The 26180-nt window shown below is 53.1% G+C and carries 27 protein-coding genes; 18 read left to right on the forward strand and 9 right to left on the reverse strand.

Translation table 11 applies throughout. The features are described from left to right. Nucleotides 1–495 precede the first annotated feature (495 nt). Nucleotides 496–951 (forward strand): DUF4385 domain-containing protein, encoded by a 456-nt coding sequence (locus ACLJTG_RS16650; protein ID WP_000985653.1) that lies wholly within the window; start codon nucleotides 496–498, stop codon nucleotides 949–951. Nucleotides 952–1054: 103 nt separating this feature from the next. Further along, nucleotides 1055–2356, forward strand: coding sequence for an MFS transporter (locus tag ACLJTG_RS16655; protein WP_000807818.1), 1302 nt, complete (start codon nucleotides 1055–1057; stop codon nucleotides 2354–2356). Here ACLJTG_RS16655 and ACLJTG_RS16660 read toward each other — a convergent pair. The 5 genes from ACLJTG_RS16660 to trxC form a co-directional block, all read right to left on the reverse strand. Continuing rightward, the gene (locus ACLJTG_RS16660) at nucleotides 2353–2676 is read right to left on the reverse strand and encodes a YfiM family lipoprotein (RefSeq protein ID WP_001264473.1); all 324 of its coding nucleotides are present in this window, start codon (nucleotides 2674–2676) and stop codon (nucleotides 2353–2355) included. The two genes, ACLJTG_RS16655 and ACLJTG_RS16660, sit on opposite strands and share 4 nt — an antisense overlap. A gap of 44 nt (nucleotides 2677–2720) precedes the next feature. Beyond that, a complete protein-coding gene (gene pssA / locus ACLJTG_RS16665; protein WP_000949286.1) occupies nucleotides 2721–4076 on the reverse strand; it encodes a CDP-diacylglycerol--serine O-phosphatidyltransferase in 1356 nt (451 codons plus the stop codon). 114 nt (nucleotides 4077–4190) lie between these two features. Then, nucleotides 4191–6851, reverse strand: coding sequence for a protein lysine acetyltransferase (gene pat / locus ACLJTG_RS16670; RefSeq protein ID WP_079899152.1), 2661 nt, complete (start codon nucleotides 6849–6851; stop codon nucleotides 4191–4193). Nucleotides 6852–6904: 53 nt separating this feature from the next. Further along, complete coding sequence (gene tapT / locus ACLJTG_RS16675) at nucleotides 6905–7585, reverse strand: tRNA-uridine aminocarboxypropyltransferase (protein WP_000183649.1); 681 nt, start codon at nucleotides 7583–7585, stop codon at nucleotides 6905–6907. A 72-nt stretch (nucleotides 7586–7657) separates the two neighbouring features. Then, complete coding sequence (gene trxC, locus ACLJTG_RS16680) at nucleotides 7658–8077, reverse strand: thioredoxin TrxC (protein ID WP_001098732.1); 420 nt, start codon at nucleotides 8075–8077, stop codon at nucleotides 7658–7660. A gap of 203 nt (nucleotides 8078–8280) precedes the next feature. Here trxC and ACLJTG_RS16685 point away from each other — a divergent pair, with 203 nt between their 5' ends. Continuing rightward, on the forward strand, nucleotides 8281–9318 hold the full coding sequence (locus tag ACLJTG_RS16685) for a tRNA/rRNA methyltransferase (RefSeq protein WP_023237211.1): 1038 nt from the start codon (nucleotides 8281–8283) through the stop codon (nucleotides 9316–9318). Between the two features lie 115 nt (nucleotides 9319–9433). Here ACLJTG_RS16685 and ung read toward each other — a convergent pair whose 3' ends face one another. Then, entirely contained in the window at nucleotides 9434–10123 is a 690-nt protein-coding gene (ung, locus tag ACLJTG_RS16690) for a uracil-DNA glycosylase (protein ID WP_000179978.1), read from the reverse strand. Between the two features lie 318 nt (nucleotides 10124–10441). On the opposite strand from ung, the gene grcA reads away from it, so the two are divergent. Then, complete coding sequence (gene grcA / locus ACLJTG_RS16695; RefSeq protein WP_000627811.1) at nucleotides 10442–10825, forward strand: autonomous glycyl radical cofactor GrcA; 384 nt, start codon at nucleotides 10442–10444, stop codon at nucleotides 10823–10825. 61 nt (nucleotides 10826–10886) lie between these two features. Here grcA and eamB read toward each other — a convergent pair whose 3' ends face one another. Then, nucleotides 10887–11474, reverse strand: coding sequence for a cysteine/O-acetylserine transporter (gene eamB / locus ACLJTG_RS16700; RefSeq protein WP_000188414.1), 588 nt, complete (start codon nucleotides 11472–11474; stop codon nucleotides 10887–10889). Between the two features lie 102 nt (nucleotides 11475–11576). Here eamB and ACLJTG_RS16705 point away from each other — a divergent pair, with 102 nt between their 5' ends. Next, nucleotides 11577–12476: a LysR family transcriptional regulator gene (locus ACLJTG_RS16705; RefSeq protein ID WP_023245307.1), complete on the forward strand. Its 900-nt coding sequence runs from the start codon at nucleotides 11577–11579 to the stop codon at nucleotides 12474–12476. A 17-nt stretch (nucleotides 12477–12493) separates the two neighbouring features. Here ACLJTG_RS16705 and srmB read toward each other — a convergent pair whose 3' ends face one another. Continuing rightward, nucleotides 12494–13828 (reverse strand): ATP-dependent RNA helicase SrmB, encoded by a 1335-nt coding sequence (gene srmB, locus ACLJTG_RS16710; protein ID WP_000219174.1) that lies wholly within the window; start codon nucleotides 13826–13828, stop codon nucleotides 12494–12496. Between the two features lie 129 nt (nucleotides 13829–13957). On the opposite strand from srmB, the gene trmN reads away from it, so the two are divergent. Beyond that, complete coding sequence (trmN, locus tag ACLJTG_RS16715; RefSeq protein ID WP_000083343.1) at nucleotides 13958–14695, forward strand: tRNA(1)(Val) (adenine(37)-N(6))-methyltransferase TrmN; 738 nt, start codon at nucleotides 13958–13960, stop codon at nucleotides 14693–14695. On the opposite strand, the gene nadB is transcribed toward trmN, so the two are convergent. Then, complete coding sequence (gene nadB / locus ACLJTG_RS16720) at nucleotides 14680–16302, reverse strand: L-aspartate oxidase (RefSeq protein WP_000989181.1); 1623 nt, start codon at nucleotides 16300–16302, stop codon at nucleotides 14680–14682. The genes trmN and nadB overlap by 16 nt on opposite strands. Before the next feature lie 263 nt (nucleotides 16303–16565). Here nadB and rseD point away from each other — a divergent pair, with 263 nt between their 5' ends. The 12 genes from rseD to acpS all read left to right on the forward strand — a co-directional run bounded on the left by rseD (nucleotide 16566) and on the right by acpS (nucleotide 26177). After that, nucleotides 16566–16730 carry a rpoE leader peptide RseD gene (rseD, locus tag ACLJTG_RS16725; RefSeq protein ID WP_014344135.1) on the forward strand — a complete coding sequence of 55 codons (165 nt, stop codon included), beginning with the start codon at nucleotides 16566–16568 and terminating at the stop codon, nucleotides 16728–16730. Continuing rightward, the gene (gene rpoE / locus ACLJTG_RS16730) at nucleotides 16727–17302 is read left to right on the forward strand and encodes an RNA polymerase sigma factor RpoE (RefSeq protein ID WP_000003307.1); all 576 of its coding nucleotides are present in this window, start codon (nucleotides 16727–16729) and stop codon (nucleotides 17300–17302) included. Before rseD ends, rpoE begins: the two co-directional genes overlap by 4 nt. A gap of 31 nt (nucleotides 17303–17333) precedes the next feature. After that, nucleotides 17334–17984: an anti-sigma-E factor RseA gene (rseA, locus tag ACLJTG_RS16735; protein ID WP_001168374.1), complete on the forward strand. Its 651-nt coding sequence runs from the start codon at nucleotides 17334–17336 to the stop codon at nucleotides 17982–17984. Beyond that, complete coding sequence (gene rseB, locus ACLJTG_RS16740) at nucleotides 17984–18940, forward strand: sigma-E factor regulatory protein RseB (RefSeq protein WP_001625983.1); 957 nt, start codon at nucleotides 17984–17986, stop codon at nucleotides 18938–18940. Before rseA ends, rseB begins: the two co-directional genes overlap by 1 nt. Further along, nucleotides 18937–19416 carry a SoxR-reducing system protein RseC gene (gene rseC, locus ACLJTG_RS16745; RefSeq protein WP_001525211.1) on the forward strand — a complete coding sequence of 160 codons (480 nt, stop codon included), beginning with the start codon at nucleotides 18937–18939 and terminating at the stop codon, nucleotides 19414–19416. Before rseB ends, rseC begins: the two co-directional genes overlap by 4 nt. Nucleotides 19417–19667: 251 nt before the next feature. Next, the gene (lepA, locus tag ACLJTG_RS16750; RefSeq protein ID WP_000790154.1) at nucleotides 19668–21467 is read left to right on the forward strand and encodes a translation elongation factor 4; all 1800 of its coding nucleotides are present in this window, start codon (nucleotides 19668–19670) and stop codon (nucleotides 21465–21467) included. Between the two features lie 16 nt (nucleotides 21468–21483). Continuing rightward, entirely contained in the window at nucleotides 21484–22458 is a 975-nt protein-coding gene (gene lepB / locus ACLJTG_RS16755) for a signal peptidase I (protein WP_000002559.1), read from the forward strand. Between the two features lie 273 nt (nucleotides 22459–22731). Then, nucleotides 22732–23412 carry a ribonuclease III gene (gene rnc, locus ACLJTG_RS16760; protein WP_001068341.1) on the forward strand — a complete coding sequence of 227 codons (681 nt, stop codon included), beginning with the start codon at nucleotides 22732–22734 and terminating at the stop codon, nucleotides 23410–23412. Further along, nucleotides 23409–24314 carry a GTPase Era gene (gene era / locus ACLJTG_RS16765; protein ID WP_000102230.1) on the forward strand — a complete coding sequence of 302 codons (906 nt, stop codon included), beginning with the start codon at nucleotides 23409–23411 and terminating at the stop codon, nucleotides 24312–24314. The genes rnc and era overlap by 4 nt, the downstream gene beginning before the upstream one ends. An 11-nt stretch (nucleotides 24315–24325) precedes the next feature. Then, nucleotides 24326–25054, forward strand: coding sequence for a DNA repair protein RecO (recO, locus tag ACLJTG_RS16770; RefSeq protein ID WP_000399380.1), 729 nt, complete (start codon nucleotides 24326–24328; stop codon nucleotides 25052–25054). A gap of 11 nt (nucleotides 25055–25065) precedes the next feature. Next, nucleotides 25066–25797 (forward strand): pyridoxine 5'-phosphate synthase, encoded by a 732-nt coding sequence (gene pdxJ, locus ACLJTG_RS16775; RefSeq protein ID WP_000818964.1) that lies wholly within the window; start codon nucleotides 25066–25068, stop codon nucleotides 25795–25797. Further along, nucleotides 25797–26177 carry a holo-ACP synthase gene (acpS, locus tag ACLJTG_RS16780; RefSeq protein ID WP_000986042.1) on the forward strand — a complete coding sequence of 127 codons (381 nt, stop codon included), beginning with the start codon at nucleotides 25797–25799 and terminating at the stop codon, nucleotides 26175–26177. Before pdxJ ends, acpS begins: the two co-directional genes overlap by 1 nt. The last annotated feature ends 3 nt before the right edge of the window (nucleotides 26178–26180 follow it).

Below are 26180 nucleotides of genomic sequence, written 5' to 3' on the forward strand. Positions count from 1 at the left end.
CAGAAGTGAAACGCCGTAGCGCCGATGGTAGTGTGGGGTCTCCCCATGCGAGAGTAGGGAACTGCCAGGCATCAAATAAAACGAAGGGCCCTGTCGGAAGACAGGGCCTTTTGTTTTATCTGTGGTCTGCCGGTGAGCACTCTCCTGAGGAGGACAAATCCGCCGGGAGCGGATTTGAACGTTGCGCAGCAACGGCCCGGAGGGTGGCGGGCAGGACGCCCGCCATAAAATGCCAGGCATCAAATAAAGTGAAGGAGCCCCTCCGCCAGGACGGGCTTTTTTGCGTGTGCGGTAACTATAAAAATGTAGGCCTGATAAGCGCAGCGCCATCAGGCAACCTGCACCGCCGGATGGCGGCTCCACCTTATCCGGCCTACAGGAATTATCCCGCCTACGAAGCTGGTGTTCTTGTAGAACCGACAAGAGTACATCCCACCCAATCGTTAACGATGAACTATCCTTTACACGTGCTTATATAAGCAGTGAGGATTTTCATTGGCTATCAAACCTTTTAACTACCAGCAAGACTTTTCCAGCATTGACTTCCGCCAGCAGCCTGAATTGTATCAGGTTGGACGAGGCGAGCAGGGGGTGCTACTGGTTGAACCCTACAAAAGCGAAATTCTTCCTTTCTGGCGCTATAAAGATGAAGCATCGGCGATGAAATCCGCAGAACAGATCTACCAGTTGTTCGAAGCTTACCGGCAGCAGGATGATTTCGTTGGTATGGACATGGCGCGTAAATTTATTCAGATGGGATACACCCGCGCCAGGCGATACGCTAACTATAAAGGCGGTAAAAAGTATGCAGAAGACGGCAGCCTGAATACACGGGGTAATGATCCTATTAAGGCCGCGGCGGCAACGGTTTTCAAAGGTTGGTGGGATAAAATTCGTCAGGACGAAGACTATCTGAAACGGAAACGCCAGCATCAGGCACGGTGGGGATAAAAATTAGCAAACAAATAATTAACACTTTATTTACTTTTTGGTCTCGCGTAATCTGAATCTCCAAAATAAAAGGCCGATTAAGCCTGGCAACAAGGAGAACAGTATGGCAGAAATTATTCAGCGTATAGATAAAAACAACGCTGAGGCTCCGGAGATGCGGCGACGCATATGGGCTATCGTGGGGGCCTCTTCCGGAAACTTAGTGGAATGGTTTGATTTCTACGTCTACTCTTTCTGCTCGCTCTATTTTGCACATATCTTCTTTCCTTCTGGTAATACCACTACTCAGCTTTTGCAAACGGCAGGCGTCTTTGCCGCCGGTTTTTTAATGCGGCCTATCGGTGGTTGGCTGTTTGGACGCATTGCCGATCGACGCGGGCGCAAAGCCTCAATGTTGATTTCAGTGTGCATGATGTGCATGGGGTCGCTGGTGATTGCCTGCTTACCTGGTTACGATACCATCGGCACCTGGGCACCGGCGCTGCTACTTATTGCAAGGTTATTTCAGGGGCTCTCGGTAGGGGGAGAGTATGGGACCAGCGCGACATATATGAGTGAAGTTGCGCTTGAAGGTCGTAAGGGATTTTTCGCCTCGTTTCAGTATGTTACGCTTATCGGTGGCCAACTACTGGCATTGCTGGTCGTTGTGATTTTGCAGCAGGTTCTGGAAGATGCTGAGCTTCGTGCCTGGGGATGGCGTATTCCCTTTGCGCTGGGCGCCGTGCTGGCGGTTGTGGCGTTATGGCTACGTCGCCAGCTGGATGAAACCTCGAAGCATGAGACTCGCGCATTAAAAGAAGCCGGTTCGTTGAAAGGTTTGTGGCGTAATCGCAAAGCCTTTTTGATGGTGCTTGGTTTCACCGCGGCAGGCTCGCTGTGCTTTTATACTTTCACCACCTATATGCAGAAATATCTGGTAAATACAGCAGGTATGCATGCCAATGTCGCCAGCGGCATTATGACGGTCGCGCTGTGTGTTTTCATGTTGGTACAGCCGTTATTCGGCGCGTTATCCGATAAGATTGGCAGGCGCACTTCTATGCTATGTTTTGGCGCGCTCGCGACGCTTTTCACCGTTCCAATTCTCTCCGCGTTGCAGAATGTGACGTCGCCTTATGCCGCATTTGCTTTAGTGATGTGCGCGCTATTGATTGTGAGTTTCTATACCTCGATTAGCGGGATCCTGAAAGCGGAGATGTTTCCGGCGCAGGTTCGCGCCCTGGGCGTCGGTTTATCCTATGCGGTAGCAAACGCGTTATTTGGCGGCTCTGCGGAATATGTCGCGCTGTCGCTAAAATCTGTCGGTATGGAGAGTTCGTTCTTCTGGTATGTTACCGCGATGGCCGTTCTGGCTTTCCTGGTTTCGTTGATGTTGCACCGTAAAGGAAAGGGCTTACGCCTTTAGTATCGCGCCATTTGCCAGATAGCGTAACCGGTTGTCGCGCCAGCGACATCCCAGACAAAATCTTTCCAGCTCCAGCCGCTGCCTTCCGGGCGGCTGTCCCAGAGTTCTTTTGAGGCTCCGAGACTCAAAGAAAACATCAGCCCTATCGCTGCGCTGCGGTCAGGGCTTACTCCCTGGTGGCGCGCATACTCATTACCGGCTGCCGATAGCATCGCTGATGCCATAAAATGTTGGGCTTTATCCTGACCGCTCCAGTGGTCGTTAGCCAGATGGCTGCACCCGGAGAGAAACAACACCGTAAAAGGAATCAACACGCGCACCAGTTCACTCCTAAGAGAAAACCCCGTACAGGACGGGGCTTCGATTACAGGATACGGCTAATTAATCTGTCGATGCGGATCCGGCGCAGACGGCGAATCAATTTACGCACTTTTATCGGATAGTCGGCAATGCTCTGCAGGTCACGATAATGTTTTACGATGGTTGTGTGCGTTCGGATAAGTTCCAGCTCTTTTTCCCGCTGAGGGGCAAGCTCTTGCTTAGGATCGTGGATCAGAATGGCGTTTTCCAGATCCAGACGCCAGGCGCGGGGATTCAGGTTGTTGCCGGTGAGTAGCATCCATTTATCATCTACCCACATCCCTTTCAAATGATAGGTATTGTCGTCATCTTTCCACAGACGCACCACAAGCTGATCGGTATTGACGTAATACTGTAAACGGCTCAGGAAGCGGCGCAGGTTAATCTCATAGAGATAGGGCAGCGCGCCAATGATCTTGAACGGTTCATCTTCTGGAATGTAAAAATCATTTGCGGTTTTATCGCCAACAATGATTTCGACTTTCTTTCCGTCGCGCAGTAGCTGAATAATATTCCGCACCAGTACCGCTGGTAGATTGAAGTAAGGGGTACAAATGGTGAGCTTATGCTCCGCACAGGGCATGAGATGGAAAATGGTTTTGTTCAGCAGACTGGATTTTCCAAGCCCGACCAGCGGCGTAACGGAGAGCTGCTCGTCATTAGCGTCACCCTGAAAATGATATGACGCATCACGCAGCTCCTGACGGTATAAGCGGATATCGTTTTTAATCTCCGGGCTTTTCGGCCGCTGGGTATTATCCAGACGATTCACACCACGGCCATTCATCAGATTTTGCGTCACCCAGTCAAACATGATGTCTGCCATTTGCCGATTGCGAATCAGCTGGTAGCGATCGTAGCGATATTTGTCATGCTGATGGAGATAGACATCGTTCAGGCTGGCGCCGCTGTACAGGACGCTATCATCAATGATAAAGCCTTTAAAATGCAGTACGCCAAGCGCTTCTCGTGTATTAATCGGTACGCCGTAAACCGGGACATCAATGCCGGGGTTTTCCTGCGCCAGTCGGCAATACCAGTCTGCATTGGTATTCGAGGCCGCTGCGCCAATGCGCCCGCGTTGCGCGCGATGCCAGTCGACCAGCACCCTCACGTCCAGTTCAGGACGCTGCCGTTTAGCCGCATAGAGCGCGTCGAGTATACCTTTACCCCCATCGTCCTGTTCCAGATACAGGGCAACGATACAAATACGCTGCGTCGCGCTGGCGATTTTCTCCAGCAGTGTCTCCCGAAAAGTAGCAGGAGTATAAAAGAAATCTACATCATCAACTGACTGAGAAATCTTAGGGAGTTGGGCAAGGTGTTGTTGATGTTTATTACGCTTAAATTTTGACAACATCACAGTGCATTTCTTCTCTGTTCATTGAAGGGTCCTCTGTGCTATGCAGACGACATAAGCGAGCAATAATAACATCAGTACCCGTTAAAGTGGTCAACATTTCCAGTACATTACTCACGATTCATCACATTTGGCCAGATTCAGCGTCAATCCCACGATGCCCTCGTCGAGCTGAATATCGACCTGAAATCCCAGTTTTCTGGCCAGCGCGACCATGCCGCGATTGTTCGGCATCGTAATACCGTTCAGCCGCTTCAATCCGTGATCGCGAGTATAGGCAATCAATTTCTCCATTAAACGGCGTCCTAAACCCAACCCTTTGAGATCTGAACGCACCAATACGGCAAATTCGGCATCTACGTTGTCAGGATCGGAGATCGCGCGCGTTACGCCGAGGATCTCTTCAGCATTGTCCATCCGCCTCACGGCCACAAAGGCCATTTCTCGATCGTAGTCGATCTGCGTCATGTTGGCTAAATCTTCATGGGTGAATTCGTTGATCTCGCTGAAATAACGGTAGTAAAGATCCTCTTTGGTGACCTGTGCGATGAATTGTCGCAGTTGGGGCTCATCTTCCGGCAGGATAGGACGGAACAGGCAGCGATCGCCATTTTTCATCTCCACCCACTCTTCAAGCTGGTGGGGATAGGGGCGTACCGCAAGTCGACTTTCGTTATCGCCATCAAACGGGGCAATATCCAGCGTCACATCCAGCGCGGTAAACTCACTGGCGGAAGCCAGCAGCGGATGGATATCCAGACGCTGAATTTCCGGGCAGTCGACAATCAGGTTTGAAACCTGGACCAGCAATTGGCTTAAACCGACAATATCCAGCGGACGCAGCGCGCTACGGGCGCGAATTTTCCGCTGTTTAATGCCCTGAATCACCAGATAGCGCGCCAGATTCATGTTGAGCGGCGGCAGCGCGACGACAGCCTGCTCTTCCGGACGCCACTCTACGCCGCCTTCACCCAACATAATCAAAGGACCAAACACCGGATCGTGCTCGACCACCACACGAAGCTCCTGCGCGCCGGCGCGGTTAGCCATGCTTTGTACCAGCAAACCGTGAATCCGCGCTTGCGGCCAGGCCATCTTTACACGATCAAAAATGGCGTTCGCGGCCTGTTGTACCTCGCTTGCGGTCCGCAGGTAAAGCATGACCCCCTGAACTTCAGATTTATGCGGAATGTCGGGCGAGCGCAGCTTGAGAGCTACCGGATAGCCTATCTGTTCGGCGATATGCACCGCTTCAGCGCTGTCGCTGGCAATCCAGGTCGGGAGCGTGTGCAGCCCATAGGCGTGTAAAATCGGCTGTACTTCATGGGTATCCAGTGAGGCGGCGCCTTCCGCAATCGCCCGCTGTAACAGATTATGCGCCTCAGCGGTATTGGACGTCAGGTTACTCGGCAACGCTGGCGTTTCTCGCAGTTGCTTCTGGTTACGCCGGTATTCCACCATATGCATAAACGCGGTAATCGTGCCTTCCGGCGTGCGGTAGGTTGGTAACCCGGCTTCGCTGAATAGCCGTCTTGCTTCCTGAGACGAGAACTCGCCGCACCAGTTTGTCAGCAGCGTAACAAACTTGCCTCTGGGGTGGCGCTTGATCGTCTCGATCAGAGCATGGGCGCTTTCCGTACCCGGCGCGGCAGCGCTGGGAGAGTGGATAACCATAAGCGCGTCAAAATCCTGACTGGCGAGCAGGATATCCAGCGTTTTGATGTAATGTTCGCTGCTGGCGTCATCACACAGATCCAGCGGATTGGCAATATCTATGTGCGCGGGAAGCGCCTGCCGTAGTTGCAGGCAGGTCTCTTCGCTCAACGTCGCCAGCTTGCCGTTACGCGACCACAACTCATCTAACGCCAGCGCGGCAGGCGCGGCGCCATTGCTGATGATCATCAGTCTGTCGCCGCGTAGAGGACGCATATGGCTAAGTGTTTCGACGGCGGAAAAAAGCTCGTGCGTATCCTGGACTCGCAGCAGGCCTGCGCGCTGGATGGCTGCATCCCACGCAGGGTCCATTCCCGCGCTGGTATTAAGTAAACGCTGGGCTGCCGGGCTTCGGCCGCTTTTAATCACCAGAATCGGTTTGTTACGTGAAGCGCTACGGGCGGCGGAAACAAAACGGCGGGCGTCGCTTAACTGTTCCAGATAGAGCAAAATCGCGCTGGTCTTGCTGTCGCGCGCCAGATAGTCCAGTAGTTCATCGACATCAATATCCAGGCTATCGCCCAGCGCGATAAAGTAGGAAAAGCCCATTTCACGCTGTTGCGCCCAGTCAAGAATAGTATTGGACACGGCGGCAGACTGGGAAATAAAAGCGAGCTTGCCCTGTTTAATCGGGACGGGAGAAAAGCTGGCATTCAGCCCTTGCCACGGCGCGAGGAGCCCAAGACTGTTTGGACCCAGCAGACGCATTTTATAATGCCGGGCACAGGCAAGAAGTTCTTCATGTTGCGACGTGGGAGCAGACAGGATAATGCACGTTTTACACCCTTTCGCGCCAAGCGCGTCCAGTAACGCCAGGTTACGGCTGGCGTTAGTGCATAAAATAGCCAGATCGGGGGTGAAAGGAAGACTGGCGATATCCGGCCAGGCCATGACGCCTAAAACGGCTTTCCAGGCGGGCGTCACGGGAAGGACGGGGCCATTGAATCCGCCCGCCAACAAGTTACGCATCATCAGGTAACCCGCGCGGTGGGGCTTCATTGATGCGCCAATCACCGCGATCGATTTTGGCCGCAGTAGCGCTTCCAGTCCTTGCTGGCTCATACCGGTTTCCCTTACACAGAAGTGACCGGATAATTTTAAACGCTTTCGCTATTTTATGCTGTGACGTTTCCCGGATGTTGCGTTTTTCCTGCCAGATAGCGCGTTTTAAAACGGGTAAAATGTTCACCTAAACTGGTTGCCGCCTCGGTATCTCCCGCCAGATCTAACAACGCTATGGCGACTTCGGCGGTACAATATTGCCCTTCGGCATGGATTTCACGCAGACGATAAGCTGAAAGACGCGATAAATCGACGGAAATGACCGGCAGATGATCCAGATAAGGGCTTTTACGAAACATTTTACGTGCTTCGGGCCAGGTGCCGTCCAGCATGATAAACAGCGGCGGTTTCCCGGCGGGCGGGGTGGAAATGACCTCGCGCGCTTCGCCGGCGTAGGACGCAGGAAAGACCACTATCGGCTGATAATCCGGATGCCGTACCAGCTCCAGCAACGCCTGCGGCGGCTCGGTACGCGACCACTGAAACGCCGTGGTATCAGGCAAAATATCGGCTATCAGTCGGCCGGTATTGCTGGGTTTCATCGGTTCAGTGTCAAACATGACCAGACAAAAACGGCTTTTCGCCTGAGAAGGCGTTAACGTATCACACAGGCAAGATTTTAGCGGCAGCAGGCAGCGTTGACAGCGGCGAACCCGATTGCCTCTGGCAAGAAAAGGGCGTGTAGCGCGCGCAAGCCGTTCGGCGCGTAACTGAAGGACAGCGTTATTGGTCATAGAAAGCGTTTGCGGAGAAAAACGCTATTGTGGCAGAGGTGAAAACGGGGCACAAGATGCGCCCCGTGGCGTTTACAGCGCTTCGTTCAGCCAGCTGTCGAAAGGCGCTTTAGGCACTGCGCCATTAAGCATATCGACCACCTGTCCATGTTTAAAAATCATAATCGTCGGGATGCTGCGGATACCGAAACGGGCGCTGAGTTCCCGTTCCGCCTCGGTATTCACTTTGACGAAACGGACTTTACCGCTGCGCTCTTCTGCGACATCCTCGAAGATTGGCGCAAAGTTACGGCAAGGGCCGCACCAGGGGGCCCAGAAGTCGATCACCACTGGAAGATCGTCCTTCAACAGTTTGTCCAGCGTTTCGCCGGTCGCATTAATGACTTCTCCGTCAAACAACTCATGACCGCAGCGTCCACATTTTGCCGCGTCCTGAAGCCGATCGTCGGGGATGCGGTTAATGGCCTGACAATGGGTACAAACGGTGTTCATAGCTAACCTCTGAATACGTCGGAAGACGTCCCGCTACGCGCGGGATGTTTCTATAATGTTACATATTATCGAGGAGTCTGTGCTAAACAACAATGTGTTTTATTCAATGAGTACAATAGTCGCAAGCTTTTAAACGAAATCATGGCTAACCGGATGCACATCGGGTAATCTTCGCGCTTCGCGCAGCGCTGGTGGAGAAAAGCATGAACGATGAATTAAAAAACAAAAGCGGCAAAGTCAAAGTGATGTATGTCCGTAGTGATGATGACTCTGATAAACGCACCCATAACCCGCGTACCGGGAAAGGGGGAGGCCGCCCAGCAAAGTCTCGCACTGACGGTGGACGTCGCCCCGCCCGTGATGAGCGAAATAATCAGAGCCGTGACCGTAAACATGAAACTTCGCCGTGGCGCACCGTGTCCCGCGCGCCAGGCGATGAAACGCCTGAGAAAGTCGATCATGGTGGTATTAGCGGTAAAAGTTTTATCGACCCTGAAGTTTTGCGTCGCCAGCGTGCGGAAGAGACGCGCGTCTACGGCGAAAATGCCTGTCAGGCGTTATTTCAGAGCCGCCCGGATGCTATCGTTCGCGCCTGGTTTATCCAAAGCGTGACCCCGCGCTTTAAAGAAGCACTGCGCTGGATGGCGGCGAATCGTAAAGCCTACCATGTGGTGGATGAAGCCGAACTGGCAAAAGCTTCCGGGACTGAGCACCACGGTGGCGTGTGTTTCCTGATTAAAAAGCGTAACGGTACGACCGTTAAGCAATGGGTAAAGCAGGCGTCGGATCAAGACTGCGTGCTGGCGTTGGAAGATGTCGCTAACCCGCATAATCTGGGCGGCATGATGCGTAGCTGCGCGCACTTCGGCGTGAAAGGCGTGGTGGTACAGGATGCGGCGTTGCTGGAGTCCGGCGCGGCGATTCGTACCGCGGAAGGCGGGGCGGAGCATGTCCAGCCAATCACTGGTGAAAGCATTGTTGACGTACTGGATGATTTTCGTCAGGCGGGGTACACCGTGGTGACGACGTCCAGCGATCGCGGTCAGGCGCTCTTTAGTACGACCCTGCCGGAAAAGATGGTGCTGGTCTTAGGCCGTGAATATGACTACCTGCCGGAAGCGGCGCGCGAACCCGACGATCTGTGCGTGAAAATTAACGGCACCGGGAACGTGGAAAGCCTGAATGTGTCGGTTGCGACAGGCGTGCTGCTCGCCGAGTGGTGGCGACAGAATAAAGCGTAAGGGCTGCAGCCCGGTGACGCAACGCGCGCCGGGCCAATGATGTACTTCCTGCCGCCCGGTCAGACAAGGCGCTTTCGCGCCGTTATCCGGGCGATAAAACGGCGAGCCGCCAACGTTATTCACTCTCAGCCGGTAATACTGGCGTCCAGTCGATAGTTTTCTCGCCGTGTTGTTCCAGCCATTGGTTCGTTAGCGCAAAATGGTTACAGCCAAAAAATCCACGGTGCGCAGAGAGTGGCGAGGGATGCGGGGCTTTCAGAATATGGTGGCGCTGTGGATCAATAATCGCGCCTTTCTTCTGGGCGTGCGAGCCCCACAGCAGGAAGACGACCCCTTCGCGGTGTTGGTTAATCAGGCTTATCACTTTATCCGTAAAGGTTTCCCACCCCAGGCTGGCATGAGAGTGCGCTTGGCCTGCCCGTACCGTGAGCACCGTATTCAGTAACAGTACGCCCTGGCGCGCCCAGCTTTCCAGATAACCGTGCGCGGGGCGAACAAAGCCGGGAATGGAGGCTTCCAGCTCTTTGTACATATTCACTAATGACGGCGGGGGAGCGATCCCAGGACGCACGGAAAACGCCAGACCATGTGCCTGGCCGGGGCCGTGGTAAGGATCTTGTCCCAGGATCACCACCTTAACGTCGCCCAGTTCCGTAAAGCGAAAGGCGTTAAACACATCTTTTTGCGGCGGGTAGACCGTGATACCCGACTGACGCTCGCCAGCAACAGTGTGAAGCGTATTGATAAAGTAAGGTTGCTGTTTCTCATCAGCCAGCACATCGTGCCAGGTTAACTCAGTCGCCATCTCGCTCTCCTGCGAATTTCCAGTTCCCTTAGCTTAACTGCTTCTTTCTGCAGTGCAAAATCCTGCGTGCTACAAAAACGGTTACCTACAAAAGATAGTTGAAAATTTATGTAAAAAGTTTATAGGTCTGAATGGTGTAAGTTGATGTAAAACAATAAATTCCCTTCATCACCCTTTTTGTGGTGTGGTTTTTATTGATTTAAATCAAAGAATGAAGGGTGATCGAAGGGTATATATACACTCAAGCAACAATGGTTTTACCAATTGGCCGGGATTAGGCCGACCGAAATCAAATAATTTTGCCTGGGGAGGCATCACATGATTACAGGTATCCAGATTACTAAAGCCGCTAACGACGACCTGCTGAATTCCTTCTGGCTGCTGGACAGCGAAAAAGGCGAAGCGCGCTGCATCGTTGCAAAATCCGGCTTTGCTGAAGATGAAGTTGTGGCTGTCAGCAAACTGGGCGAGATTGAATACCGTGAAATTCCGATGGAAGTTAAACCGGAAGTACGCGTTGAAGGCGGTCAGCATCTGAACGTTAACGTTCTGCGTCGTGAAACACTGGAAGATGCGGTTAAGCATCCGGAAAAATACCCGCAGCTGACTATTCGTGTTTCTGGTTATGCGGTGCGTTTTAACTCCCTGACGCCGGAACAGCAGCGCGACGTTATCGCTCGTACCTTTACCGAAAGCCTGTAAGGCTTATCCGGTAATAACAAGCGGAAGAGGCCGGGCCTTTTCCGCTTTTGTTTTATTTGGGTCAGTAAAAAATCCGCACCGCGCAGTACACCAGCAGTAACGCCAGAATGATATTTAACTGGCGACCATAATGGCGAAACGCCCGCTGAAACAGATGTCCCGCCAGCGCCCAACACACATTACCGAACGTGCCGATCAATGCCAGCAATATACTGACGCCGATGACCCAGTTCAGCGCCTGCGTTTGCGGTAAAACAAATGTAGACAGAGCGGTAATGCCGTAAAGAATAATTTTGACGTTCACAAACTGCAGGCCAAAGCTTACCCAAAAGCCAACCGGTTTTGGTCTGGCGTTCTCATCCGCCGCTGGACTGGTGGCAATTTTCCACGCCAGCCACAGGATATACGCAGCCCCCACCCAACTGAGTAAATGAATGATTGCCGGATCGATAACCGCAAGGGAAAACGCGATCCCGGCGCACAGCAGCATAACGACCAAAAATCCCAGACTCATACCTGCCAGTACACGAATACTCTGCCGAAAACCATGTGCAGTTGCTGCGCTAAGCGCGAGAATATTGTTAGGGCCGGGGGTAAGGGCGGTGATTAATGTATAAGTCCAGAAAGCGCTTAAAAGCATCGGTGTCACTTGTCATCTCCTCTGTTTTAGCAGACAGTACCCGATATGAAATATTTAAAAAAATGAATGTTTTTTAATTCTGAATTCGAGATTTTCGATAGGTTGGTGGTTATGGATCTGCGTCGGTTTATTACGCTGAAAACGGTAGTGGAAGAGGGCTCGTTTCTGCGGGCTTCGCAAAAGCTGTGCTGTACTCAGTCGACGGTAACTTTTCATATTCAACAGCTTGAACGTGAGTTTTCCCTGCAACTGTTCGAGAAAATAGGGCGCCGAATGTGCCTGACCAATGAGGGGAAAAAGCTGATGCCGCATATCCATGAACTGACGCGTGTGATGGAGTTGATTCGTGAAGCCGCAAGGCAGGATGCGGAACCCGGCGGAGAGCTGCGCGTGGCGACAGGTGAAACCTTACTGGCGTACAAAATGCCGCAGGTTTTACAACGTTTTAAGCTGCGAGCGCCGAATGTCAAATTGTCGCTACAGTCGCTGAATTGCTATGTGATACGTGATGCGTTGCTGAATGACGAGGTCGATCTGGGCGTTTTTTATCGCGTAGGTAATGATGACGCGCTCACGATGCAGCAACTGGGGGAGCAGTCGCTGGCGCTGGTGGCCTCTCCACTGCTACAGGATGCTGATTTTACGCAGCCAGATCAGCATATTCCCTGTAGCTTCATCATCAATGAACCGCAATGTGTCTTCCGCCAGCTGTTTGAAAGTACGCTACGGCAGAGGCGGATTACGCTGGAAAACACCATTGAACTGTGGAGTATTGAAAGCATTAAACAGTGTGTGGCTGCTAACCTGGGCATCAGCTTTTTACCACGTTTTACCGTTGAACGAGAACTTAGTACCGGTCAGTTGAAAGAGCTGCCGTTTGGCGCGCCGTCGCTATCGATCATGGCGCTGTGCGCCCATCATGCCGGGAAAGCGGTCAGCCCGGCAATGCAGATATTTATGCAGTGTATGGAGGCGTGTTTTACCGTGGAAGATAAAAAAATGCCGGGTTAACGAACCCGGCATTATCATCACTCTTCGCTGGATTGCTCCTGCATTTTCGTACCGCTTGGCTTGCGGCGCTTACCGATATTTTTTGTATCGCGGTGACGTTTCTTCACGCGCGGCTTCTCTTTTTCTTTCTCTTTTTTCTTCTCGGCGCGTTTCGCCAGCACTTTTTTCGACGGTTTGCCGGTCAGCTTTTCGCTTGGCGCACGCGTGGTCGGGCGAAGCTCATCAATGACGCGCGCTTTTAGCGGCTCTTCGATGTAGCGACCGATTTTCAGCAGCAACAGATGGTCGTGGGCTTCTACCAGCGAGATTGCAGTGCCTTTGCGACCCGCACGGCCTGTACGACCAATGCGATGCAGATAGGTATCGCCACTGCGCGGCATGTCGAAGTTAATGACGTGGCTAACGTCAGGAATATCAATCCCGCGTGCCGCGACGTCGGTCGCGACCAGGACGTTAACGCGACCGTCGGTGAGACGCTTAATACCTTCGTTACGTTTGATCTGCGCCATCTCACCTTCAAGATAGCAATTGTTGATCCCTGCCAGACGCAGCGTTTCAGCCAGTTCATGGACGCGTTCACGTTTACGTACAAACACGATAGAACGGGTTGCATCGTCTTGTTTTAGCAGGTGCTTCAACAGCGCAACTTTATGTTCGAAATTGTCGGCACGGTAGTACCACTGGTGAATTTTCTTGCGCTCGCGGGTTGACGGATTGGCGGAAACCTCAACCGGGTCTTCCAGCAGGCGCTCGGCAAAATCTTTAATCGCATCGCCTTCCAGCGTGGCGGAGAACAGCATCGTCTGTTTACGCCAGCGGGTCTCACCAGCGATATGTTCAATGTCCTGAGCGAAGCCCATGTCGAGCATCCGGTCAGCTTCGTCAAGGATCAGTGTTTCAACCGCCCGGCAGTCAAAGTTCTCTTCTTTTATATATTGCAGCAGACGGCCCGTCGTGGCGACCACGATATCCTGGTTTTCGCTAAACACTTCAGCATGGTTCATATAGGCCACGCCGCCGGTAATCGTGGCGATATCCAGATGAGTATGCTTAGCCAGTTCACGAGCGTGATCGGCAACCTGCATTGCCAGTTCGCGGGTTGGCGTCAGGATCAGAATGCGCGGCGGCCCCGATTTTTTACGCGGAAAGTCGAGCAGGTGCTGCAACGCCGGCAGCAGATATGCCGCCGTTTTACCGGTGCCTGTCGGCGCAGAACCGAGTACATCACGGCCATCGAGCGCAGGCGGAATGGCGGCAGCCTGAATGGCGGTCGGGCGAGTGAAACCTTTATCCTGGAGGGCATCCAGCAGGCTTTCGTCGAGTTCAAGTTCGGAAAAAGTCGTTACAGTCATGTTCTACCTCTGTGTGGGGCGCTGATTATAGACGTTACGGCCGCAATCTTCATCTGTTTGTATGGATATCCCTTCTCAGGTATTGTTTTCACCCGGCGCTGTCGCCGTTTTTTGCAAGGTTGTTTTTACATGTCTCAGTCTGGCTCCGTTCTTCGTCGTAACGGATTTACGTTTAAACAGTTTTTTGTCGCACACGATCGGTGTGCGATGAAAGTGGGAACTGACGGTATTTTACTCGGGGCGTGGGCGCCGGTCGCGGATGTAAAGCGAATTCTGGATATCGGTACTGGAAGCGGTCTGCTGGCGTTAATGCTGGCGCAGCGGACGGATGACAATGTGCCTATTGACGCCGTGGAACTGGATGCCGGGGCTGCCATGCAAGCGCAGGAAAACGTGGCTCACTCTCCCTGGCCGCATCGAATAACGGTGCATACTGACGATATTCAGCGTTGGGCGCCTCGCCAGACGGTACGCTTTGATCTTATTATCAGCAACCCGCCTTATTACGAACCCGGTGTGGAATGCGCCACGCCGCAGCGGGAGCAGGCGCGTTACACCGCTACGCTGGATCACCAGACGTTATTGGCTATTGCGGCGGATTGTATTACCGAAGATGGCTTTTTTTGCGTAGTCTTGCCGGAACAAATAGGTAACGCTTTTACGCAGCAAGCGCTCAACATGGGATGGCATTTGCGATTACGTACTGACGTTGCGGAAAACGAAGCGCGCTTGCCGCACCGGGTTTTGCTCGCATTCTCCCCGCAAGCCGGGGAGTGCTTTAGCGACAGATTAGTGATTCGCGGGTCAGACCAGCATTATTCTGAAAGTTATACGGCGCTGACCCAGGCATTTTATCTGTTTATGTGAGGCGTTAACGGCGAAAGGATCGATGGGCCTGATTCAGCCAGTTGTTGCGGATAATCCAGCGTAAAGTGCAGCCCCCGGCTCTCTTTACGCATCATCGCGCAACGCACAATCAGTTCGGCCACTTGCACCAGATTGCGCAGCTCCAGTAAATTATTCGAGACGCGAAAGTTGGCGTAATACTCGTCAATCTCTTGTTGCAACATGGTAATACGCCGTAGGGCGCGCTCCAGCCGTTTCGTCGTGCGCACAATCCCCACATAGTCCCACATCAGCAGGCGCAGTTCATGCCAGTTATGCTGAATCACCACCCGCTCATCGGCGTTCTCCACGCGGCTTTCATCCCAGGCGGGAAGGGCGTCAACGCTGTGGACAGAAGGCATTCGCCTGTCGATATCCATTGCTGCGGACCAGCCGTACACTAAGCATTCCAGCAACGAGTTGGACGCCATACGGTTAGCGCCGTGCAGGCCGGTGTAACTGACTTCGCCAATGGCATATAAGCCGTCTACATCGGTACGACCATAATCATCGACGACCACGCCGCCGCAGGTATAGTGCGCGGCAGGAACAATGGGAATCGGTTCTTTGGTTAAATCCATCCCCAAATCGAGCAGTTTCGCATAGATCATCGGGAAGTGCTGGCGGACAAAATCGTCAGGCTTGTGGCTGATATCGAGAAACATACAGTCTGCGCCGAGTCGTTTCATCTCATGGTCAATAGCGCGGGCGACAATATCGCGCGGCGCCAGTTCCCCGCGTTCGTCAACGTCCGGCATAAACCGTGAACCGTCCGGACGTTTAAGGTATGCGCCTTCGCCACGCAGCGCTTCGGTAAGGAGAAAATTACGCGCCTGCGGGTGATAAAGGGCGGTGGGATGAAACTGGTTAAATTCCAGATTAGCGACCCGACAGCCTGCGCGCCAGGCCATCGCGATACCGTCACCGGAGGAAATATCCGGGTTAGTGGTATATTGATAAACCTTTGAGGCGCCGCCGGTCGCCAGCACCACCGACTTCGCATGACAGGTTTCAACCCACTCTTTATTGCGATTCCAGATCCAGGCGCCGACGACCCGGCGAGGCCCCGGCAGACCCATTTTATCGGAGATAATTAAATCAACGGCGTTGCTGCGTTCCAGCACCTGAATATTAGGATGATTTTGCGCCCGACTGACCAACGTGGTTTCGACTTCCTTTCCGGTAGCGTCGGCGGCATGAAGGATACGGCGATGACTATGGCCGCCTTCACGCGTGAGATGATAGCTCTCCTTGCCGTTTGGCTGGACATGCGTATCAAACAGGACGCCCTGATCGATAAGCCACTGCACGCAGGTACGGGCGTTGCTGGCGACAAACTCCACCGCGTGGCGATCGCAAATTCCGGCACCGGCAATCAGCGTATCTTCGACATGCGACGCAATACTGTCGGTTTCATCAAACACGGCGGCAATACCGCCCTGCGCATAAAACGTGGAGCCCTCGCTCACAGGCCCTTTACTCAGGACGATAACCTTATGCTTTTCAGCCAGACGCAGCGCCAGCGAGAGTCCGGCCGCGCCGCTGCCGATAATTAACACATCACAGGACAGTTCAGGAGTTGTCATCATGGGTTTTGTTTAATTTACTAAACATGGTTGCGGCAGATTAGCACTATATGGCGCTAAAAAGCACGTAATGATTTCGCTGGTGTTGTGCTTATTAAACATAAAATAAAAATACGGCGAGAGATAAACGGCAAAAAATATTTTATAGGGCAGGGTGTTAGCGTCGGATTTTGTAGTGAAATAAAGATGCTGTTAGGTTACTCTGCAAACGACGAAATGGGCATTTCTGTACAGATAGTGCGTTGTTCAGCATCTGTAGACTTATAATGGAAGATAAGACCTGTCTACAACATGACAAACAAAAACAAATGCGTAACGGAACTTTACGAAACATAGACACTCTAACCTGTTGCTTGCTCATAGTGCGGCTTATGGAGTGGCGTTTCGAAAGCGCGTGGAAATTTGGTTTGGGGAGACATTACCTCGGATGAGCGAGCAGTTAACGGACCAGGTCCTGGTTGAACGGGTCCAGAAGGGAGATCAGAAAGCCTTTAACTTACTGGTAGTGCGCTACCAGCATAAAGTGGCGAGTCTGGTTTCCCGCTATGTGCCATCGGGCGACGTTCCCGATGTCGTACAGGAATCATTTATTAAGGCCTATCGCGCGCTGGATTCTTTCCGGGGGGATAGCGCTTTTTATACCTGGTTGTATCGTATTGCGGTCAATACCGCGAAGAACTACCTGGTTGCGCAGGGGCGTCGTCCGCCTTCCAGTGATGTAGACGCGATTGAAGCAGAAAACTTTGAAAGCGGCGGCGCGCTGAAAGAAATTTCGAACCCTGAGAACTTAATGTTGTCAGAAGAACTGAGACAGATAGTTTTCCGAACTATTGAGTCCCTCCCGGAAGATTTACGTATGGCAATCACCTTACGGGAGCTGGATGGCCTGAGCTATGAAGAGATAGCGGCTATCATGGATTGTCCGGTGGGGACGGTGCGTTCACGTATCTTCCGGGCGCGGGAAGCTATTGATAATAAAGTTCAACCGCTTATCAGGCGTTGACGATAGCGGGATACTGGAAAAGGTATTAGGCATGCAGAAAGAAAAACTTTCCGCTTTGATGGATGGCGAAACGTTGGATAGTGAGCTGCTCAAAGCGCTTACGCACGACCCGGAAATGCAGAAAACCTGGGAGAGTTATCACCTGATCCGCGATTCAATGCGGGGGGATACGCCTGACGTTCTCCATTTCGATATATCCGCTCGCGTGATGGCCGCTATTGAAAACGAGCCAGTACGTCAGGTGTCGCCATTAATCCCTGAGGCCCAACCCGCTCCGCAGCAATGGCAGAAAATGCCGTTCTGGAAAAAAGTGCGTCCGTGGGCGGCGCAGCTTACCCAAATGGGCGTGGCGGCGTGCGTTTCACTTGCAGTTATCGTCGGTGTCCAGCACTATAATGGGCAATCTGAAACATCCCAACAACCTGAAACGCCGGTTTTCAATACCCTGCCTATGATGGGGAAAGCCAGCCCGGTAAGTCTGGGAGTGCCTTCTGAAGCAGCGCCTGTCGGCAGTCAGCAACAGCAGGTACAGGAGCAGCGTCGTCGCATTAATGCCATGTTGCAGGACTATGAACTGCAGCGCCGACTGCACTCCGAACAGCTTCAGTTTGAGCAGGCGCAAACCCAGCAAGCCGCGGTACAGGTGCCAGGAATCCAAACTTTAGGAACGCAATCGCAGTAATGAAGCAACTTTGGTTTGCCATGTCCCTTGTGGCGGCTAGCTTGTTCTTCTCAGCAAACGCCTCGGCCGACCCTGCGTCCGGGGCGTTATTGCAGCAGATGAACATCGCCAGTCAGTCACTGAATTACGAGCTGTCATTCGTCAGCATCACGAAACAAGGCGTTGAATCTCTGCGTTATCGACACGCACGCCTGGATGGTCGCCCGCTTGCGCAATTGCTACAGTTGGACGGTCCCCGCCGGGAGGTCGTACAGCGTGGTAATGAAATCAGTTATTTTGAACCGGGCCTTGAGCCGTTCACCCTGAACGGTGATTATATTGTCGATTCTCTGCCTTCCCTGATTTACACCGACTTCAAGCGCCTGGCGCCATACTACGACTTTATTTCTGTCGGACGCACCCGTATCGCAGACAGATTGTGCGAAGTTATCCGCGTTGTGGCGCGCGATGGTACGCGTTACAGCTATATCGTCTGGATGGACATGGACACCAAACTGCCGATGCGCGTTGATCTGCTGGATCGCGATGGCGAGACGCTGGAGCAGTTCCGCGTTATTGCGTTCACGGTGAGTCAGGATATCGGCAGCAACATGCAGGCGCTGGCGAAGGCGAATCTGCCGCCGCTGCTTTCTGTTCCCGGTGGCGAAAAAACGAAATTTAACTGGAGTCCATCCTGGGTGCCGCAAGGCTTTGGCGAAGTTTCCAGCAGCCGTCGTCCGTTGCCGACGATGGATAACCTGCCTATCGAATCGCGGCTTTATTCTGACGGTCTGTTTAGCTTTTCCGTCAATGTGAACCGGGCGACGCAAAACAGCAGCGATCAGATGCTGCGCACCGGGCGCCGAACGGTTTATAGCAGCGTTCGCGACAACGCGGAAATCACCATTGTCGGCGAGCTTCCGCCGCAAACGGCGAAGCGCATTGCCGACAGTATCAAATTCAGGGCAGTACAATGATTAAAGAGTGGGCAACCGTTGTCTCCTGGCAGAATGGTCAGGCGGTGGTGAGCTGCGACGTTAAAGCGTCATGCAGCAGCTGCGCCTCCCGTGCGGGATGCGGCAGTCGCGTGCTGAATAAATTAGGGCCGCAAACCACGCATACCATTGTTGTGCCAAGCGCGGAGCCGCTGGCGCCGGGGCAGAAAGTCGAGTTGGGCATCGCCGAAAAAAGCCTTTTAGGTTCGGCGTTGCTGGTCTATATGTCGCCTTTAGCAGGGCTATTTCTTTGTGCGGCGCTTTTTCAGATGCTGTTTGGATCTGACTTTGCCGCATTAAGCGGGGCCGTGCTGGGCGGCGTGGGCGGTTTTCTGGTTGCCCGCGGTTATTCCCGAAAACTGGCGGAGCGCGACGCCTGGCAGCCGGTGATTTTAAACGTTGCCCTCCCGCCGAACCTTGTCCGCGTCGAAACTACCTCAATCGAAACGCGCCAGTAAACGTTTTGCCCAACGGTGCACCTGCCGCGTTGGGTTGTTGTCCCGATAAACATGCGCTTTTCCTGCGTTGCGGTGTTTTACAGGAAAAAAGCGAGGCGTTTTCCAGTTCCCGCTCTCCTTACACTATGAACATTTCCTCGCCTTAGCGTTGTAGTGTAGAATGCGGCGTTTCAGTTAAAACAGACGTTAAGCTCAGAACAGCGACCTCTAAAGTCTGGTCAACCAGGCGTAAGGCATAATAATTTATCTCTATGAAGAACATACGTAACTTTTCGATCATTGCTCACATTGACCACGGTAAATCGACGCTGTCTGACCGTATTATCCAGATCTGCGGTGGCCTGTCTGACCGTGAAATGGAAGCTCAGGTACTTGATTCGATGGATCTTGAGCGTGAGCGCGGTATTACTATTAAAGCCCAGAGTGTGACGCTGGATTTTAAAGCGTCTGATGGTGAAACTTATCAACTGAACTTTATCGACACGCCGGGACACGTTGACTTTTCCTATGAAGTTTCCCGTTCGTTAGCCGCCTGCGAGGGCGCGCTGCTGGTGGTGGATGCCGGCCAGGGCGTAGAAGCGCAAACGTTGGCGAACTGCTACACCGCGATGGAAATGGATCTTGAAGTGGTGCCGGTGCTTAACAAGATTGACCTGCCGGCCGCCGATCCGGAGCGTGTGGCGGAAGAAATCGAAGACATTGTCGGTATCGATGCGACGGACGCGGTACGCTGCTCCGCCAAAACGGGTGTCGGCGTGACGGATGTTCTGGAACGCCTGGTGCGCGATATCCCGCCGCCGCAAGGCGATCCGGACGGCCCGCTGCAGGCGCTGATTATTGACTCCTGGTTCGATAACTACCTGGGCGTGGTATCGCTGGTGCGTATTAAAAACGGCACCATGCGTAAAGGCGACAAAATTAAAGTGATGAGCACCGGGCAGACCTACAACGCTGACCGCCTGGGGATCTTCACGCCAAAACAGGTTGATCGTACCGAGCTGAAGTGCGGCGAAGTAGGCTGGCTGGTCTGCGCCATTAAAGATATCCTCGGCGCGCCGGTTGGCGATACCTTAACCTCAGCGCGTAACCCAGCGGAAAAAGCGTTGCCAGGCTTTAAGAAGGTGAAACCGCAGGTCTATGCAGGTCTGTTTCCGGTCAGCTCCGACGATTATGAAAGTTTCCGCGACGCGCTCGGCAAGCTGAGCCTGAACGATGCCTCACTGTTTTATGAACCGGAAAGCTCCTCGGCGCTGGGCTTTGGCTTCCGCTGCGGCTTCCTCGGCCTGTTGCACATGGAGATCATTCAGGAGCGTCTGGAACGCGAATACGATCTGGATCTGATCACCACTGCGCCGACCGTGGTGTATGAAGTAGAAACAACGGCGAAAGAGACTATCTATGTTGATAGCCCCTCCAAGCTGCCGCCGTTGAATAACATTTATGAACTGCGCGAGCCTATCGCCGAGTGTCATATGCTGTTACCACAAGCCTATTTAGGTAACGTTATTACGCTGTGTATTGAGAAACGCGGCGTACAAACTAACATGGTGTATCACGGTAACCAGGTCGCGTTGACCTATGAAATCCCGATGGCGGAAGTGGTGCTCGACTTCTTTGACCGTCTGAAATCAACGTCGCGCGGCTATGCGTCTCTGGATTATAACTTCAAGCGCTTCCAGGCTTCCGATATGGTGCGTGTTGATGTGTTAATCAACAACGAGCGTGTCGATGCGCTGGCGCTGATCACGCACCGTGATAACTCGCAAAGCCGTGGTCGCGAGCTGGTGGAGAAGATGAAAGATTTGATCCCACGCCAGCAGTTTGATATCGCGATTCAGGCGGCGATTGGTACGCATATTATTGCCCGTTCGACGGTAAAACAGTTACGTAAAAACGTGCTGGCGAAGTGCTACGGCGGCGATATCAGTCGTAAGAAAAAACTGCTGCAGAAACAGAAAGAAGGTAAGAAACGCATGAAGCAGATCGGTAACGTCGAGCTGCCTCAGGAAGCGTTCCTCGCCATTCTGCATGTCGGTAAAGACAATAAATAATCCCTAAGGAGTTGGCATGGCGAACATGTTTGCCCTGATTCTGGTGATAGCCACACTGGTGACGGGCATTTTATGGTGCGTTGATAAGTTTGTTTTCGCGCCAAAACGTCGGGCGCGCCAGGCTGCCGCGCAAACGGCGTCGGGAGATGCGCTGGATAACGCTACGCTCAATAAAGTGGCGCCTAAGCCGGGCTGGCTGGAGACCGGGGCGTCGGTTTTCCCGGTTCTGGCGATCGTTCTGATCGTTCGTTCATTTCTTTATGAACCCTTTCAGATCCCGTCAGGCTCAATGATGCCGACACTGCTTATCGGCGATTTTATTCTGGTGGAAAAATTTGCCTACGGCATTAAAGATCCGATCTACCAGAAAACCCTGATTGAGACCGGTCATCCAAAGCGCGGGGATATTGTGGTATTTAAATATCCGGAAGATCCTAAGTTAGATTACATCAAACGCGCCGTCGGTTTGCCGGGCGATAAAATCACTTATGATCCGGTTGCGAAAGAGGTGACGATTCAGCCTGGCTGTAGCTCCGGTCAGGCGTGCGAAAATGCGCTGCCGGTTACCTACTCTAACGTTGAGCCGAGCGATTTTGTACAGACCTTTGCCCGCCGTAACGGCGGAGAAGCGACCAGCGGTTTCTTTGAGGTTCCGCTAAACGAGACAAAAGAAAACGGCATTCGCCTGACCGAACGTAAAGAGACGTTAGGCGATGTAACCCACCGCATCCTGATGGTGCCGATAGCCCAGGATCAGTTGGGCATGTATTACCAACAGCCAGGACAACCGCTGGCGACCTGGGTTGTACCACCGGGACAATATTTCATGATGGGCGACAACCGCGATAACAGCGCGGATAGCCGTTACTGGGGATTTGTTCCGGAAGCGAATCTGGTCGGTAAAGCGGTCGCTATCTGGATGAGCTTTGACAAGCAGGAAGGGGAGTGGCCGACAGGCGTACGCCTGAGTCGTATCGGCGGTATTCACTAACTGTGACGAAATGATCGTTCACGCTGCCGTCTTTTTAGCGGCAGCGTGAATTATTTCCTGGATAAATTCCCTCAGACTAACGACATCCCCTGTCGTTGTGTATAGAATATTCCCCCGAAGTTTTAGGTTGGCGCCGTTTGGTCGCCACGGCACACGAAACAGCGTTGGTTATAGACAACCTTCTTTCCGCTGCAGCGATGCGGCAGGACAGATGACGTGTATCAGGTCTGTTTCGTGTGCTGGATTGTTGACGCATTCATTTATTGGTATCGCATGAACCCCATCGTAATTAATCGGCTTCAACGGAAGCTGGGCTACACTTTTAATCATCAGGAGCTGTTGCAGCAGGCATTAACTCACCGCAGCGCCAGCAGTAAACATAACGAACGCCTGGAATTTTTAGGCGATTCAATCCTGAGCTTCGTTATCGCTAACGCGCTTTATCACCGTTTTCCACGGGTGGATGAGGGAGATATGAGCCGTATGCGCGCCACGCTGGTACGTGGTAATACGCTGGCGGAATTAGCCCGTGAGTTTGATTTAGGCGAGTGCCTGCGTTTAGGGCCGGGCGAATTAAAAAGCGGCGGATTTCGTCGGGAGTCCATTCTGGCGGACACCGTGGAAGCGTTAATCGGCGGAGTATTTCTCGATAGCAATATCCAGACCGTCGAGCAGTTAATCCTTAACTGGTATAAAACCCGTCTGGATGAGATAAGCCCGGGCGATAAACAAAAAGATCCTAAAACGCGCTTGCAGGAGTATTTGCAGGGTCGCCATCTGCCGCTGCCATCTTACCTGGTTGTGCAGGTACGCGGCGAGGCGCACGATCAGGAATTTACTATCCACTGCCAGGTCAGCGGCCTGAGCGAACCGGTGGTTGGCACGGGTTCCAGCCGTCGTAAGGCGGAGCAGGCTGCCGCCGAACAGGCGCTGAAAAAACTGGAGTTGGAATGAGCACTGACAAAACTTACTGCGGATTTATTGCCATCGTCGGACGTCCGAACGTTGGCAAATCCACCTTGCTGAACAAACTGCTTGGGCAGAAGATTTCGATCACTTCCCGTAAAGCGCAGACCACGCGCCACCGCATTGTCGGTATTCATACCGAAGGCCCGTATCAGGCAATTTATGTCGATACCCCGGGACTGCATATGGAAGAAAAGCGCGCCATTAACCGTTTGATGAATAAGGCGGCGAGCAGTTCGATTGGCGACGTTGAGCTGGTGATTTTCGTTGTGGAAGGCACCCGTTGGACGCCGGACGACGAAATGGTCCTGAACAAACTGCGCGATGGCAAAGCGCCGGTTATTCTCGCCGTTAACAAGGTGGATAACGTGCAGGAAAAAGCCGATTTGCTGCCGCACCTCCAGTTCCTGGCAAGCCAGATGAACTTTCTTGATATCGTACCCATCTCTGCTGAAACGGGTATGAACGTCGATACCATTGCCGGTATCGTGCGTAAACATTTACCGGAAGCGATTCATCACTTCCCGGAAGATTACATCACCGATCGCTCTCAGCGCTTTATGGCGTCTGAAATCATTCGTGAAAAGCTGATGCGTTTTCTCGGCGCCGAGCTGCCGTATTCCGTTACCGTTGAGATTGAACGTTTTGTTACCAACGAACGCGGCGGCTATGATATCAACGGGCTGATCCTCGTCGAGCGCGAAGGGCAGAAGAAGATGGTGATTGGCAACAAAGGCGCCAAAATCAAAACCATTGGTATTGAAGCGCGTAAAGACATGCAGGAGATGTTCGAAGCGCCGGTACACCTGGAATTGTGGGTGAAAGTGAAATCCGGCTGGGCCGATGACGAACGCGCTCTGCGCAGTCTCGGTTACGTAGACGATCTGTGAGTTAACACAGCGTGGAAGGGTGGCAGCGCGCATTTGTCTTGCACAGTCGCCCCTGGAGCGAAACCAGCCTGATGCTGGACGTCTTCACGGAAGAATCGGGGCGCGTGCGCCTTGTCGCCAAAGGCGCGCGATCTAAACGTTCCAATTTGAAAGGCGCGTTACAGCCTTTTACACCGTTATTGTTACGCTACAGCGGACGCGGCGAGGTGAAAACCCTGCGCAGCGCCGAGGCAGTTTCTCTGGCGCTGCCGTTAAGCGGTATTACGCTCTATAGCGGCCTGTATATCAACGAACTCCTCTCTCGCGTACTGGAATATGAAACGCGCTTCTCCGAACTCTTTTTTGATTATCTGAACTGTATTCAGGCGCTGGCGGGAACCACCGGCTCGCCTGAACCGGCGTTGCGACGTTTCGAACTGGCGTTGCTGGGTCATCTGGGGTATGGCGTCAATTTCACCCACTGTGCAGGCAGCGGCGAACGGGTGGATGACACCATGACCTACCGTTACCGCGAAGAAAAAGGCTTTTTCGCCAGCGTCGTCATCGATAACAACACCTTTACCGGACGGCACCTGAAAGCGCTGGAGGCGCGGGAATTTCCGGATGTAGATACCCTGCGTGCCGCTAAACGCTTTACCCGTATGGCATTAAAGCCGTATCTTGGGGGAAAACCGTTAAAAAGCCGGGAGCTGTTCCGGCAATTTATGCCCAAACGCACAGTAAAAACGAAGAAAGATTAACGAGGATTGTCATGGCTGAATTACTGTTAGGCGTCAATATTGACCACATTGCCACGTTACGTAATGCGCGCGGCACCGACTATCCGGATCCGGTACAGGCGGCGTTTATTGCTGAACAGGCAGGCGCGGACGGCATTACCGTACACCTGCGCGAAGATCGTCGCCACATTACCGATCGCGATGTGCGCATTCTGCGTCAGACGCTGCATACGCGTATGAATCTGGAGATGGCGGTGACCGAAGAGATGCTGGCGATCGCCGTAGAAACCAGGCCGCATTTCTGTTGTCTGGTACCGGAAAAACGCCAGGAAGTCACCACCGAAGGCGGCCTGGATGTGGCCGGACAGCGCGATAAAATGCGTGATGCCTGTGCGCGCCTGGCGGCGGCTGGCATCCAGGTTTCGCTCTTTATCGATGCCGATGAAGCGCAAATCAACGCGGCGGCGGAAGTCGGCGCGCCGTTTATCGAAATCCATACCGGCTGCTACGCCAACGCAGAAACCGATGCGGAACAGGCAAAAGAGCTGGCGCGTATTGCCAGCGCCGCGACCCTGGCGGCCCGTCTGGGGCTAAAAGTAAATGCGGGTCATGGTCTGACCTACCATAACGTCAAAGCTATTGCCGCACTGCCGGAAATGCACGAGCTCAATATCGGTCATGCCATTATTGGTCGGGCGGTGATGACGGGGCTGAAAGAGGCGGTGGCTGAAATGAAACGTTTGATGCTGGAAGCGCGCGGCTAATGGCGATTCTCGGCCTGGGAACGGATATTGTAGAGATTGCCCGCATTGAGGCAGTGATCTCCCGTTCCGGCGAACGTCTGGCAAGGCGTGTGCTCAGTGACAACGAGTGGGCTATCTGGGAGACGCATCAGCAGCCGGTGCGTTTTCTCGCCAAGCGTTTTGCGGTCAAAGAGGCGGCAGCGAAAGCTTTTGGCACCGGCATCCGCAACGGTCTGGCGTTCAATCAGTTCGAAGTGTTTAACGATGAGCTGGGAAAACCACGTTTGCGGCTGTGGGGCGAGGCGTTAATTCTGGCGGAAAAACTCGGTGTGGCGCACATGCATGTCACGTTGGCCGATGAACGCCATTACGCCTGCGCTACGGTCATTCTGGAAAGTTAGATT

It is taken from the genome of Salmonella sp. SAL00672 (assembly GCF_046552175.1).
Lineage (GTDB): Bacteria > Pseudomonadota > Gammaproteobacteria > Enterobacterales > Enterobacteriaceae > Salmonella > Salmonella enterica.